Genomic DNA, 14825 nt, shown 5'->3' with positions numbered 1-14825 from the left:
ATTAGTTAATAATTATAATATAGACTAAAAAGGTTTCAATACATGACACCTTTCGGGAGGTAAATATGAAAAAAACGGAACGAATAAATGACATGCTTATTTTCTTAAATAATAAAAGAAATTTTAATTTAAAAGATTTAATGGTTAGATATGATATTTCTAAAAGTACAGCTTTACGAGATATTCAATCATTGGAAGAAATAGGTGTACCCATATATTCTGAACTAGGTAGAAATGGAAGTTATAAAATTATAGAAAATAGTGTGTTATCGCCAATTTATTTTAGTGTGGATGAAATGTATGCGTTATACTTTTCGATTCTTACACTAAATGGATACAAGACAAAACCATTTAATATAGAAAGTATTGCGCTTGAAAATAAATTTAAACATGTACTACCTGATAATGTGAGTAAAAACATTTCGATTATGGAACGAACGCTTTCCTTTGAAGTAACAAATCATAGTAATTTTAGTCCGTTCTTAAAAGAAATTTTACAGGGGATTTTTGCTGAGCGAGTTTATTATTTAACATATTTAAAAAAAGATGAGGAGAAAGTATTGGTCGCCCAATTTATTCGAATCGAATCTAAATTTGGCCAGTGGTATGCTAAAATCTTTAATTTTGAGACAAATGATGTTCAAATAATTAGATGTGATAAAATTCTTTCTATTGAGGAAACAAGCAACACGAATTCAAAAAATCTTGAAGAACTATTAAGTTATCTTACAAACTTTCATAGAAAACCTGATGCAATTGATTTTAGTGTCATTGTTAATCAAAAAGGAAAAGATATTTTTGATAAAGAGAATTATCCTTCCATGAGGATACAAAAAGAAAATGAAAATTATAGTATAACAGGCTATTTTAACAAGCAAGAAGTTGAGTTTATTTCAAGTTATTTTATGAATTTCGGTGAAACGATTATTTCAATTCAGCCTGTGATGCTAAAAGAGTTAATCTATAATAAGGTGTTATCTATAAAGCAGCATTTAACTTCTTTAAGATAAAGTTAGTTTTAGTCATTTTTTGATATGAAAAAGCCCTTGCGATTTAAATATCCAAAGGGCTTTTTGGTGATTTTATTTGTTCTTTAGAAAAATTACTTTTGTGGAACAGAAAGACCATAGAAGAACATCGTAACGATATCTTTTATATGTTTTTCCCGATCTCCTTCAAGAAGTTGTGCTCCAAATTCATCACCTAATTTTGTAAACATTTGAATGTAAAGTAACATCATTTCTTTAGTAAGGTGTGGATTAATTTCGTTTTTGCGCTGAGCTCGTTCTAATATTTCTAAATACCAGGGTAGGATTTTTTCATTTTGATAACTATAAATAAACTTACGGAGTTCTTCGTCCCTTTGCATCATTTGTAGTAACATATCAGGTTGAAATAATCCGCCAGTATTCATTTTTCTTACAATCATTTTTTGCATCATATCATGAAAAGGTAATTTTTCTTCTGCAAGCTCTTTATAATATTGAAATTCAGATATGATAAATTCTTGTATAAGCTCCCTAAATAACGCATCTTTACTTCCGAAATGATTATAAATTGTAACTTGAGAAACGTTTGCTTCTTTTGCGATATGTTCTATTTTCACTTCATTAAATCCACGTTCTGAAAATAATAAGAATGCTGCTTCTTTAATGGCACGCTTTTTCTTTTCTTTTACTCTTTCAAAGCCGTTCAATGCAATCACCTCACTTAAAATATACAAGAAAAAATAATGGAAAACAATAATTTTGAAATATGGACTGATAAATATTTCAAAAAGTTGTTGCGAATATGAAAGATGAGGAGTACAATGATTTTGAAATATCATACATTAAATATTTCAAAAAATGAGGTGGAATTATGATTTCAGTTCAAGATGTCACAAAACAGTTTTCGAATGGAAAAGGTTTGTTTCATATTACATTTGATGTAAAAGAGGGAGAAGTATTTGGTTATTTAGGACCGAATGGTGCCGGAAAATCAACGACGATTCGTAATTTAATGGGATTTATAAAACCGACAGCTGGTAAAGCGACAATTTTTGGATTAGATTGTTGGAATGAAGCAGCGAAAATTCAAAGGGAAGTTGGTTATCTACCGGGTGAAATTTCTTTTATTGAAGGAATGAACGGATTAGAGTTTTTAAAATTAATGCAAGGAATGCGTGGATTAAAGGATACGAAAAGACGAGATGAACTGATAGAGCGTCTGCAATTTGATGTGAAAACACCGATTCGCAAAATGTCTAAAGGAATGAAGCAAAAAGTAGGGATAGTCGCTGCATTTATGCACGATCCAGAGGTGTTAATTTTAGATGAGCCAACATCTGGACTTGATCCACTTATGCAGCAAGTGTTTATAGATTTAATATTAGAGGAAAAGCAAAGAGGAAAAACAATTCTTATGTCTTCGCATATTTTCACTGAAATTGAGAGAACTTGTGACAGAGTAGCTATTATTAAAGATGGTCGACTCGTAACGGTTGAAAATATTCACGATTTACAAAGTATGAGAAGACAGGTGATAGATGTAACAGTATCATCACAAGAAGAGATCGAGTCTCTTACAAAGTGTAATTTGCAATTTGAAGCGGTAAAAGGCAGAGAGGCATCTATCATTGTACAAGGAAACTATCAAACTGTTTTACAAACACTTTCAAACTACAATGTAACGGCACTTCAAACGAGAGCGATGGATTTAGAACATTTATTTATGCATTATTACGATAAGAAAGAAGGGATAACGCATGAATAAGCAATTATTTTTAGCTAGTTTGAAAGAAACACAAAAAAGTATTTTGAGTTATGCGTCTGGTGCAGCTTTATATCTGTGGTTATTAATTTGGATATTCCCGTCAATGGTATCAGCAAAAGGGCTAAATGAATTAATAGGTGCCATGCCTGATAGTGTGAAAAAAATCGTTGGTATGGAAAGTCCGATTCAAAACGTAATGGATTTTCTAGCGGGCGAATACTATAGTCTATTGTTTATTATCATTTTAACAATTTTTTGCGTAACAGTTGCGACACATTTAATTGCTCGTCATGTAGATAAAGGAGCAATGGCATACTTGCTAGCAACGCCTGTATCTAGAGTACGAATCGCAATTACGCAAGCGGCTATTCTTATATTAGGACTACTGATTATTGTAGCGGTTACGTATGTAGCGGGTATAGTAGGTGCTGAATGGTTTTTAGAGGATAATAACTTAAATAAAGAATTATTTTTGAAGATAAATGTAGTCGGAGGGCTCATATTTTTAGTCGTTAGTGCCTATTCATTTTTCTTTTCTTGTATATGTAATGACGAAAGAAAAGCACTAAGTTATTCAGCGAGTTTAACTATCTTATTTTTCGTATTGGATATGGTAGGGAAGTTAAGTGATAAGTTAGAATGGATGAAAAACCTATCATTATTCACGCTGTTTCGTCCGAAAGAAATTGCTGAAGGATCATATAATATATGGCCGGTAAGTATAAGTTTAACTGCTGTAGCGCTTTGTATTTTTATCGTAGCGATTGTAGTATTTAGGAAGAGGGATTTACCGTTATAGAGTAGAAAGTCCACTGAGAAAGTGGGCTTTTTTTATTTGTAAATTTAAACTAGTATGTTTATTGCATCCTTATAAAGGATATTTATCTTTTTAATTAAAAAAATATTCAAAAAAGCGAACCTTTTTCTAGGTTCATACGTCTAATATATGTAAAGTTAAATTGGAAGTGATGAAGTGAGGATGAAACAGGAGGAGCGATTGTGAAAGTAATCCCTTTATATAAAATGATTATAAAAGAAGAAACGGATGTTTCTTTAGCGAAAAAAGGTGATCATGAAGCCTTTATAGCGCTTATACATACAGAAAAAGTGAAGATGTATCGAATAGCAAAGGCGATGTTACGTGATGAGACAAATATAGAGGATGCGATACAGACAACAATTTTAAAAGCCTATGAAAATATAAAAAAATTAAAAAAAGAAGAATTTTTTCAAACTTGGTTAATTCGAATACTAATAAATGAGTGTAACAATATTATTAGAGCGTATAAAAATGTAATTGTGACAGAAGAGAATGATTACAATATGAGTGCGTGTGATCAGTATGAAGATATAGATTTGTGTAATGCGATTCAATCGTTACATGAAGAATTAAGAGCTGTTACGGTGCTTTATTACTATGAAGACATGAATCAAGAGAGTATAGCAAAGCTGTTAGAAATACCGAAAGGAACAGTGAAATCAAGATTGTCACGCGCGAGGGAACAACTACAAAAACGATTAAAGATGGAATAGGGGGTGTAAAGGATGGATAATGAAAAATTATTTGATGAGAAATTAAAAAAGAGAATAAAAGATGAAAATGTTATAGTACCTCCAGAGTTAAATGAAAAAATTAATGGCACGCTACATAATCTTAAGGTAAAAAAGAAGAGTTACAAAATTCATATGATGATAATTAGTGCAGCGGTTTGTATACTTTCAGTGGTATCTATGTCTGAGTTTTCTATACAAAGTTTTGCGCAAAATGGTGGAGTATTTGAATATGTAAAGAAAAAAGCGTTTTCTGATTATGAAAATGAAGAAGAAATAAAATCGAATGTACATTATCCAGATAAAGAAAAGATTCATCAAAAAATGCTAGATTCTATTGATTATTTTAAAAATATTTCAGGACAATTTGAGGAATATTCTAGCTCATCAAGAATTGCTACAACATATAAGTATGCGATTGATACGGAGAAACAAAGAGGTATCTCTTCGAAAGAAGATAAACTAGCGAAAAAACGAACAATTATATATAACGAGGGCAAGAAAAAAGAGTTTGATGATGAGAAGTATACCTATAAAGAGACAAAATGGAACCCGAAAGGAAGAAACAATGAACTATTAAAATTAAATCCTACGGAAAGGTTAGTGAGAAAATCAGATGAGAAAAAGAGATATGATGATGAATATGTAGGGCTAGCTAAATATAGTATTCAATCAGAATTTGCAGATTTGTTAATTCGATATAAAGATTGGAATTATAAAGAAACGAAATATCTTGGATTAGATTGTTACAAAATTGAAGGAGTTATCAACATAGAGGTGCCTGTTAGCACCTCTGAAGATTTAAGAGGGAAATTCGAAATGGTTGTGGAGAAAAATACAGGGATTATGTTGAAATTTCTTAGTTTTCAAGAAGGCTTGATTCAATATTCAGTTACGACTGAATGGATACAAATAGATAAGGGATTGAAAGAAAGTATGTTTCAAAAGGATAGCGCTAAATATGAAAAAATGAAAAACATATTGGGTGAATAGAAACAGGAGGAGAGTAAATGGGGAATCATTCATCTTTAAGAGAAGAGAAAAATAAGCAAAAATATAAAAAGAAAACGATAGTAAGTTTACTATTGGCGGTATTACTATTTGGTGGAATTGGCTATGGAGCCTATGTATATATGAAAACTTCTAGTCTCGTACAAAAATCTAATTTGAATTTAGCACGAGGCGAAAAATCCAATTTACGTGAGAAATCTGTAAAGCCAATTGCAAATCATGTTTCACTTTTAATTATGGGAATTGATGAAAATCAAGAACGACAAAAGGAATATAATGGTGCATTTCATACAGATGCATTATTGTTAGCGACTTTTAATAAAGACGATAAAACAGTGAAATTAACGAGCATACCGCGTGATACATATACATATGTTCCAGTTGAAAAGAAAAAAGATAAAATAACCCATGCATATGGAAGTGGTTTCGTTAAAAATGGTAAAGATGGAGGACCGCAAGCTTCTGTGGAAGCGGTAGAAAAATTGTTACAGGTGCCTGTTGATTATTTTGTGAAATTTAATTTTGGTTCCTTTACTAAAATTGTTGATGGGTTAGATGGTATTGAAGTGGATGTCCCAGTTGAATTTACGGAGCAAAATAGTAAAGATGAACCTGATGCGATTCATTTGAAAAAAGGATTACAAAAATTAAATGGGGAAGAAGCACTTGCACTAGCAAGAACGCGCCATATTGATAGTGATGCAATGAGAGGACAGCGCCAACAACTTGTTATTGAAGCGATTTTAAGTAAATTAAAAAGTGTAGGATCGATTACGAAGCTAGAAAAAATAGTTGAGGCGGTTGATGGTGATTTTAAAACAAATTTAGTAATGGATGATATTTTATCTTTTTATAAATACGGTTTAAACGGTTCAGTTGAAAAAATACAATTAGCTGGTGATGATTTATACTTACCTAATGGCCCAAACGGGAAACGTGTATATTATTATAATCCTAATAAAAAAGATCTACAGAGTTTGAGTAATACTCTTAGAACACATCTAGGGTTAAGTGAAAAGCAAATTGAGGAGAATTAAAGCAGACGAAATGTCTGCTTTTTTATTTTTGTAGAAAAGATGTTTTTACATATATGCATTATTTATTAGCAATAATTAACCAGTATTCAAGCGGTAAATGAGATCGAAGTGATTAAAACAACGAATGTGTATGAATGCAAAATAAGGTTTGAACAACATATGGAATTTTTATGAATATTACTGTAAAAAAATAATTTTTTAAAAATTTTCAATAATAATACTTTACAAAAATTAAAAAATTAGTAGAATAAGAATTAGTAAGAATCGTCTGATAAATATATAGAGAAAAACAGAATTATCAGAAAATTTTTTAATAGCTATCGTTTAGAATTAGGGAGGGTACAGAAAATGAAAAAGAAAAAAATGAAAAAACTAACAGCAGTTGTAGTACCGGTTTTGGCAATGAGCATGGCACTAACAGCATGTTCTACATCAGGCGGAGATAAAAAGACAAGCACAAACTCAAGTGGAGATAGCAAGTCAGAGGGAAAATTAGCGGCAAAACAAGTGTTGAATCGAACAGTAAACCAAGAGATTCCAACGATGGATTCTTCTAAATCAACAGATACAGTATCTTCATAAATGCTAGGGAATACGATGGAAGGATTATATCGTATTGATAAAGATAATAAACCTATTCCAGCTGCAGCAGAATCTAGCACGAAAAGTGAAGATGGTAAAAAATATACATTTAAACTACGTAAAGATGCAAAATGGTCAAATGGAGATCCAGTAACGGCGAAAGATTTCGTATATGCTTGGCAACGTCTATTAGATCCAAAAACAGCTGCTGAGTATGCATTTATCGCATTCCCGATTAAAAATGCAGAAGTAGTAAATAAAGGAGAAAAACCTGTAACTGAATTAGGAGTAAAAGCAGTAGATGATCTTACGCTTGAAGTTGAGTTAGAGCAAGCAGTACCGTACTTCTTAAACTTAGTAGCATTCCCATCATATTATCCATTAAACGAAAAGTTCGTTAAAGAAAAGGGCGAGAAGTTCGGTATAGAGTCTGATACAACAGTTTATAATGGACCGTTCGTTCTTAAAGATTGGAAGCATGAACAAGGATGGCAATTAAAGAAAAATGATCAATATTGGGATAAAAAGACTGTAAAACTTGAAGAAGTTAACTTCAGTGTTGTTAAAGAACCAGCAACTCTTATCAATTTATATGATAGCGGTCAAGTTGACTTTGCTTTATTAACTGGAGAGTTCGTAGATAAATACAGAAATAAGAAAGATGAATTCGGAACATATTCACAAGTGAGTACGTATTTCATTCGTATGAACCAAAAACGTGATGGACAAGATACACCATTAAAGAGTAAAAAGTTACGTGAAGCAATTGCACTATCAGTTGATAAAAAGAATTTAGCAAACGTAATTTTAAATGATGGATCAAAAGAAGCTGACTTCTTAGTACCAAAAGGTTTAGCAACTGGACCAGACGGTAAAGACTTCCAAGAAACGTTTAAAAATGGTTTAAAACCAAATGCTAAAAAAGCTGCTGCAGCTTGGGAAGAAGCGAAAAAAGAGCTAGGTAAAGACCAAGTTACAATTGAATTCTTAAACTACGATACTGGTAATGCGAAAAAAGTTGGCGAATATATTAAAGATCAGATTGAGAAAAACTTAAAAGGTGTAACAGTTAACATTAAACTTCAACCATTTAAGCAAAAACTAAAATTAGAAACTGAACAACAATATGATATTTCGTATGGCGGATGGAATCCGGATTATGCAGATCCAATGACGTTCTTAGATATGTTTGAGACTGGACATTCTCATAACCAAATGAGCTTCTCTGACCCTAAATATGACGGCATGGTGAAAAAAGCTGGAACGGAATTAATGAGCGATGCGAAAAAACGTTGGGAAGAGTTAGGAAAAGCTGAAAAAACATTACTTGAAGAAGATGTAGCGATTGTACCTTTATATCAACGAGGAGATTCTTATGTTTTACAACCAAATGTAAAGGGAGTAGTAAAACATAATATCAGTCCAGAATTTAGCTTTAAGTGGGCATATGTGACTGAAAAATAATAGAGTTGAAAAAGCATTTAAAAGTGGCTTAGCTACTTTTAAATGCTTTTTTTGTGAGCTTAAAATACTAATTTTTAGTGTGGTTAAATAGAGGAGAATAAGGTGTATAGTATGTACATATAGTAGATGGGGGATAAATCCTACTAAATTTAAAAAAACCAGGATATTTAAAAAACTATTTACAAATACGAAAAAAAGAGTAGAATAACATTAGTTATAATTTTCTGAAAAATAAATCTTTAGTAAGGGGTCTCTCAAGGGTTGGTAATGTACATATAATTAGGGAGGGTACAAAAATGAAGAGAAAAAAGATGAAAAAGTTAACGGCAGTTGTAGTACCAGTTTTAGCGATGAGTGTTGCATTGACAGCATGTTCTGGGTCAGGTGGGGAAAAGAAAACGACTACTACATCAAATAGTGGGGAAGAAAAAAAATCTGATATTAAATATGCAGCGAAACAAGTATTAAATCGTACGGAAAACCAAGAAATTCCGACGATGGATACTTCTAAATCTACTGATACATTAGGTTCGCAAATTTTAGGGAACACGATGGAAGGCCTATATCGCCTTGATAAAGATAATAAGCCAATTCCTGCTGCGGCAGAGTCTAGTACGAAAAGTGAAGATGGTAAAAAGTATACGTTTAAACTGCGAAAAGATGCAAAATGGTCAAATGGTGATCCTGTAACAGCGAAAGATTTCGTTTTTGCGTGGAAGCGCTTACTTGATAAGAATACTGCAGCAGAATATGCATTTATTGCTTACTATATTAAAAATGCAGAAGCGATTAATAAAGGAGAAAAACCTGTAACTGAATTAGGAGCGAAGGCGGTAGATGATTACACGCTAGAAGTAGAATTAGAAAAACCGGTACCGTATTTCTTAAATTTATTAGCATTCCCATCATACTATCCATTAAATGAAAAATTCGTAAAAGAAAAAGGTGATAAGTACGGTTTAGAAGCAGATACAACTGTGTATAATGGTCCATTCGTTATGTCTTCATGGAAACATGAACAAGGTTGGCAGCTGAAGAAAAATGATAAGTACTGGGATAAAAAGACTGTGAAATTAGAAGAAATTAACTATAGTGTAGTAAAAGAGGTTGCAACGAAAGTAAACTTATATGATACAGGATCAATTGATTTTACATTACTATCAGGAGAGTTTGTAGATAAATATAAATCGAACAAAGAAGAATATGGTGAGTATGCGGAATCAAGTACATTCTTCTTACGTTTAAATCAAAAACGTAACGGACAAGATACGCCTTTAAAGAGCAAAAAACTTCGTGAAGCAATTGCATTATCAGTTGATAAAAAAGGATTGGCAAATGTAATTTTAAATAATGGTTCAAAAGCAACAGATCAATTGGTTCCAAAAGGACTTGCGACAGGGCCAGATGGTAAAGATTATCAAGATACATTTAAAAATGGTCTGAAATATAATCCGAAAAAAGGAGCAGCAGCGTGGGAAGAAGCGAAAAAAGAACTTGGAAAAGATCAAGTTACAATTGAATTGCTAAGCTATGATGATGGAACTGCGAAAAAGATTGCTGACTATGTAAAAGATCAAATTGAGAAAAATTTAAAAGGTGTAACGATTAATACGAAAATTCAGCCGTTCAAACAAAAATTAAAATTAGAAACTGCGCAAGATTATGAAATTTCTTATGCAGGTTGGAGTCCAGACTATGCGGATCCAATGACATTTATTGATATGTTTGAATCGAAGAGCCCGTACAACCAAATGAGTTATTCAAATCCAAAATACGATGAAATGGTAGGAAAAGCAGGTAATGAATTAATGAGTGATGCGAAAAAACGCTGGGAAACGTTAGGGAAAGCTGAAAAATTATTCCTTGAAGAAGATGCAGGGTTAGTTCCTTTATATCAAACAGGAAGATCGTATGTAATGAAACCGAATGTAAAAGGAATTGTGAAACATAACATCAGTCCAGAATATAGCTTTAAGTGGGCGTATGTAACTGAGGATGGCGGAAAAAAATAAAGTGAAAGCATTTCAAAAGTGGCTGAGCTGCTTTTGAAATGCTTTTTAGTATGTATAAGGGAATAAATCTCGTTAGTCTATTGAGAATCGGGTAGGTAATTAGGAAGGTTCTATCGGAGGAATTTAGAGAGGTCAGTAAGTAGTAATACAGATGATAGTAAGAGACCTCATGCTAATAAGAAAAATATAGAACGTAGTAATAGAGTGGAATAAGGGGAGAGATGTTTACATATAGTAGACGGGGGATAATTCATATAGTAGTTAAAACAACAAGTTACTATAATAAAAAAATAAATATTTAGAAAATTTACAAAAATACTTTACAAAATTTAAAAAAACAGTAGAATATTAATTAATAAGAATTTTCTGATAACGAAAGTTAGTAGAGAATTTCTAAATGTTAATATCGTACATATAATTGGGGAGGGTACAAAAAAATGAAGAGAAAAAAGATGAAAAAATTGACAGCGGTCGTAGCACCAGTTTTAGTAATGAGTATGGCATTAACAGCTTGCTCTGGATCAGGAGATAAAGAGAAGGCAAGCACAACACCAAAAAGCGGTGAAAAAGAAGGCGGAAAGCTAGCGGCGAAGCAAGTGCTTAATTTAACAGAGTCTCAAGAGATTCCATCTATGGACTCTGCTAAAGCGACAGACCAAGTATCGTTTCTAGCTTTAAACAACGTAATGGAAGGTTTATATCGACTTGATAAAGATAATAAAGCAACACCAGGAGTTGCTGAATCATATAAAAAGAGTGATGATGGTAAAAAGTATACATTTACATTAAATAAAAATGCAAAATGGTCAAATGGAGACCCTGTAACAGCGAAGGATTTCGTGTTTGCTTGGAAACGTGCGGTAGATAAAAATACAGCAGCGGAATATGCATACATTATGTTTGATTTAAAGAACGCAAAAGCAATTAATGATGGGAAAGCACCACTTGATACGTTAGGTGTAAAAGCTGTAGATGATTACACATTAGAGGTAGAATTAGAAAATCCAGTTCCTTACTTTGTAGAATTAACTTCATTCGGAACATTCTATCCGTTAAATGAAAAATTCGTAAAAGAAAAAGGTGAAAAATTTGGTTTAGAAGCAGATACAACGTTATACAACGGACCATTTACATTAACAGACTGGAAACATGAAGAAGGATGGAAATTAAAGAAAAATGCACAATATTGGGATAATAAAACAGTTAAGTTAGATGAAATCAACTTTAACGTAGTAAAAGATAGCGGTACACGTGTAAACTTATATGAAAGCGGACAAATCGATCGTGCGGGACTTACATCTGAAATGGTTGACAAATATAAATCAAATCCAGACTTTTATACACAAAAAACACCATCAACGTTCTTCTTACGTTTAAACCAAAAACGTGGTGGGCAAGATACAGTATTAAAGAACAAAGATTTACGTTTAGCGATTGCAAAGGCATATGATAAAAAAGGCTTAACGAACGTTATTTTAAATGACGGATCTACACCAGCAGATTACTTAGTACCAAAAGAATTTGCTAAGAGTCCAGATGGAAAAGACTTCCGTAAAGAAAATGGAGATATTTTAAAAACAGATGTGAAAAAAGCAAAAGAGCATTGGGAAAAAGCGAAAAAAGAACTTGGAAAAGAGCAAGTAACGATTGAGCTATTAAACTACGATAGCGATAATGCGAAGAAAGTAGGAGAATTCTTAAAAGGAGAACTTGAGAAAAACTTACCAGGGTTAACAGTGAACTTGAAAAATCAACCGTTTAAACAAAAATTAAAATTAGAATCAGATTTAGATTATGATTTATCTTACGCTGGTTGGGGCCCTGACTACTTAGATCCAATGACATTCATTGATATGTTCGTTACAAATGGTCCTCATAACCAAACTGGATATTCAAATCCAAAATATGATGAAATTGTAGAAAAAGGTAAAGGCGAGCTATTAACGAAAACGAAAGAACGTTGGGATAGCTTACTAAAAGCTGAGAAAATATTACTTGATGATGCTGTAATTGCACCATTATATCAACGTGGTGATGCTATCGTTCAAAGACAGAAAGTAAAAGGTATTGTTCACCATCCGGTTGGTGGAGACTACAGCTATAAATGGGCATATATTACAGAGGATAAGTAAGATGAGGGGCGTACAATACGCCCTTTTTTCTATGCACTTTTCTTCCGTGCTCGAATATATAAAATAAAAAAGGGAGAATCCCATGAAACGAAACACATACATCGATTTCCTAGCTTATTACGGAATAGGAAGTGCTCATCCTGGTGGCTTTACGTTAACAAAACAATTGTTAGCACAACTGCCTTTTAAATATGGAGCGAATGTCCTTGAGATAGGTTGTGGTACGGGGAAAACAGCGGCGTATATGACAAGGGAATTTGGCTATAAAGTAACAACGGTTGAAAAGAATGAAATTATGATTCAAAAGGCAAAAGATAGATGGTTGTTTGAAGGGTTAGATATACAATTAATTGAAGGAAATGTAGAGCATTTACCGTGTTTGAATAACTCATTTGAGTTCGTACTTGGAGAATCAATCATCGCTTTTACAGACAAAGAAAGGGTTATCTCGGAGTGTTATCGTGTATTACAGCAGGACGGTAAGCTTGTTGTCATTGAAATGATTATTGATAGGCACATTGATAAGGGTGAGGAAGAAAAAATCGCCCAATTATATGGCATGAAAGAACTGTTAACTGAGAATGAGTGGGTACAATTATTTCAGAAAGCAAATTTTAAAAGAATTACAATTGCGGGTGGTGGCACGATTGCAGAAACAATCTCTGGCTATGTAGAAGAGCCAGAATGGAATGTATCCTCACATATTCCGAATGAGTTATATGAGGCGTGGGCACAGCATGAAAATGTACGGCTTATGTACCAACACATTTTAGGGCATCGTATTTTTATATGTGAAAAATAAAGAAAAAGAGTTGGCTAAAGGTAGCCAACTCTTTACTATGTTAAATGAAAAATAATGCAGCTAATGTAATTCCGAAGATGAAACCAAATCCGAGTTCAACACCCCAGCCACAACCGCCGCCTCCCCAGCCGCCGCAACCACAACTACTACAACCACGACCACCACATCCGCAGCTGCTGAATCCACCAACGCATCCGAATCCACAACTATCACACCTGCTAAGGCCTCCACAAAGGTCACAACCACCGTTTGCATAAGCGTCGTAGTATCCGAACCCTGAATCAAAAGATGAGCGCTGTTGCACCGGTTCGATCCATACAGAGTTTTGTGTCACATCGATTATTTTACCTAAATGTATACGGCCATCACGGTCTTCAATCCGAACAACTTTTCCGAAATAACGTTGGCATGTATCATAACATTTTTGTCTATGCATATTCTTTCCTCCTTCCGCATTACAGTAATACGATATGTAAGGGGGACAAGTGCGGCTTGTACGAATGCCCTATCTATCATAATTGTTATAGGAAAGGGGAAATATAAGAAGAGGATATATAAGGAGGAAAAGGCATGAAATCTACAGATCAGTTTCAGACATACGAAGTACCATGGGAAGATTTTATTGAAGCGTTACGAGAGGAAATGAAGAAGCAAGTAGGGACAGATATTATTGATACAGTAGTTTGCAATTTAGAAGATGGTTTTGAAGTGTATACATATGTGCAGGGGGATTTAGATTTTGAATATAAGGAAGCGCTTGAGAGAAAATACGGAAGTGATGCGAAGACACCTAATGTGTTAACGATAATATTATTAGCTAGTATTTATAATACAAGTGAAGAGAATATACGCTTGCATGCGGATAATAAAGAGAATCCGATTGTTGAAGTGTATGTAAAGCAATGAAACACGCTGTGGAAGGCGTGTTTTTTATTTGTATGATAAAATGTTAGAAAATTGAGAAAGAAGGTGAAGGATTGGGAATTAAACATCTTAATTTAACAGTTACAGATGTAACAGCAGCTAGAGGGTTTTTAGAGAAGTATTTTGGTCTAACTTGTAGTGGAACAAGAGGGAATGCCTTTGCAGTTATGCGTGATAATGATGGATTTATACTAACTTTAATGAAAGGAAAAGAAGTTCAGTATCCAAGAACATTTCACGTAGGATTTCCACAAGAAAGTGAAGAACAAGTAGATAAGATAAATGAAAGATTGAAGGAAGATGGATTTTTGGTCGAGCCTCCTAAGCATGTCCATGCGTATACGTTTTACGTTGAAGCACCTGGTGGATTTACAATAGAAGTGATGTGTTAAGTCAAAAATCAAACTTTTTGTTATGTGTTTTTAAAATAAAAAGTAGGAAAAGTCTGTTTTAAGTGTGGAGCTTAAACAGGCTTTTTTACTTATAGTATCGGATAGAAAACGCTAGAAGGAATAATATTCAGTTCTTATAACTGTTTACATAATAAAATTATGCT

The 14825-nt window shown here is 33.1% G+C and carries 13 protein-coding genes and 1 pseudogene; 12 read left to right on the top strand and 2 right to left on the bottom strand.

Annotation, left to right across the window (positions count from 1 at the left end):
* Positions 1-65 precede the first annotated feature (65 nt).
* Positions 66-1010, top strand: a complete 945-nt coding sequence (locus tag ACS2CR_RS09705; RefSeq protein WP_074643407.1) for a helix-turn-helix transcriptional regulator — start codon at positions 66-68, stop codon at positions 1008-1010.
* 92 nt (positions 1011-1102) lie between these two features.
* Here the strand turns inward: ACS2CR_RS09705 and ACS2CR_RS09700 are convergent, their stop codons facing one another.
* The gene (locus tag ACS2CR_RS09700; protein ID WP_002005560.1) at positions 1103-1705 is read right to left on the bottom strand and encodes a TetR/AcrR family transcriptional regulator; all 603 of its coding nucleotides are present in this window, start codon (positions 1703-1705) and stop codon (positions 1103-1105) included.
* A gap of 155 nt (positions 1706-1860) precedes the next feature.
* Between ACS2CR_RS09700 and ACS2CR_RS09695 the strand changes: the two genes are divergently transcribed.
* From ACS2CR_RS09695 to ACS2CR_RS09655, 9 genes and pseudogenes are all read left to right on the top strand, one after another.
* Positions 1861-2754: an ABC transporter ATP-binding protein gene (locus ACS2CR_RS09695; protein WP_000626568.1), complete on the top strand. Its 894-nt coding sequence runs from the start codon at positions 1861-1863 to the stop codon at positions 2752-2754.
* Complete coding sequence (locus ACS2CR_RS09690; RefSeq protein WP_001041436.1) at positions 2747-3553, top strand: ABC transporter permease subunit; 807 nt, start codon at positions 2747-2749, stop codon at positions 3551-3553. The genes ACS2CR_RS09695 and ACS2CR_RS09690 overlap by 8 nt, the downstream gene beginning before the upstream one ends.
* A gap of 200 nt (positions 3554-3753) precedes the next feature.
* Positions 3754-4287 carry an RNA polymerase sigma factor gene (locus tag ACS2CR_RS09685; RefSeq protein ID WP_000864723.1) on the top strand — a complete coding sequence of 178 codons (534 nt, stop codon included), beginning with the start codon at positions 3754-3756 and terminating at the stop codon, positions 4285-4287.
* A gap of 12 nt (positions 4288-4299) precedes the next feature.
* Positions 4300-5298 (top strand): hypothetical protein, encoded by a 999-nt coding sequence (locus ACS2CR_RS09680; protein WP_000368244.1) that lies wholly within the window; start codon positions 4300-4302, stop codon positions 5296-5298.
* A gap of 17 nt (positions 5299-5315) precedes the next feature.
* Positions 5316-6353 (top strand): LCP family protein, encoded by a 1038-nt coding sequence (locus tag ACS2CR_RS09675; RefSeq protein WP_053513951.1) that lies wholly within the window; start codon positions 5316-5318, stop codon positions 6351-6353.
* 348 nt (positions 6354-6701) lie between these two features.
* Positions 6702-8399, top strand: a pseudogene (locus ACS2CR_RS09670) (peptide ABC transporter substrate-binding protein).
* A 296-nt stretch (positions 8400-8695) separates the two neighbouring features.
* Positions 8696-10411: a peptide ABC transporter substrate-binding protein gene (locus ACS2CR_RS09665; protein ID WP_000823472.1), complete on the top strand. Its 1716-nt coding sequence runs from the start codon at positions 8696-8698 to the stop codon at positions 10409-10411.
* 437 nt (positions 10412-10848) lie between these two features.
* Positions 10849-12543, top strand: a complete 1695-nt coding sequence (locus ACS2CR_RS09660; RefSeq protein ID WP_000823443.1) for a peptide ABC transporter substrate-binding protein — start codon at positions 10849-10851, stop codon at positions 12541-12543.
* An 82-nt stretch (positions 12544-12625) separates the two neighbouring features.
* Positions 12626-13345 (top strand): class I SAM-dependent methyltransferase, encoded by a 720-nt coding sequence (locus ACS2CR_RS09655; protein ID WP_000828247.1) that lies wholly within the window; start codon positions 12626-12628, stop codon positions 13343-13345.
* A gap of 40 nt (positions 13346-13385) precedes the next feature.
* Here the strand turns inward: ACS2CR_RS09655 and ACS2CR_RS09650 are convergent, their stop codons facing one another.
* Positions 13386-13781 carry a hypothetical protein gene (locus ACS2CR_RS09650; protein ID WP_053513949.1) on the bottom strand — a complete coding sequence of 132 codons (396 nt, stop codon included), beginning with the start codon at positions 13779-13781 and terminating at the stop codon, positions 13386-13388.
* A gap of 134 nt (positions 13782-13915) precedes the next feature.
* On the opposite strand from ACS2CR_RS09650, the gene ACS2CR_RS09645 reads away from it, so the two are divergent.
* On the top strand, positions 13916-14251 hold the full coding sequence (locus ACS2CR_RS09645) for a hypothetical protein (RefSeq protein WP_053513947.1): 336 nt from the start codon (positions 13916-13918) through the stop codon (positions 14249-14251).
* A gap of 71 nt (positions 14252-14322) precedes the next feature.
* Complete coding sequence (locus ACS2CR_RS09640; RefSeq protein WP_153602513.1) at positions 14323-14661, top strand: VOC family protein; 339 nt, start codon at positions 14323-14325, stop codon at positions 14659-14661.
* Positions 14662-14825: the final 164 nt, after the last annotated feature.

Origin of the sequence: Bacillus cereus group sp. BceL291 (genome assembly GCF_051776705.1) — a bacterium.
In the GTDB taxonomy this organism is placed as follows: Bacteria; Bacillota; Bacilli; order Bacillales; family Bacillaceae_G; genus Bacillus_A; species Bacillus_A cereus.
The sequence above is the reverse complement of the archived record's forward strand: the minus strand, read 5'-3'. Positions and strand labels throughout refer to the sequence as shown.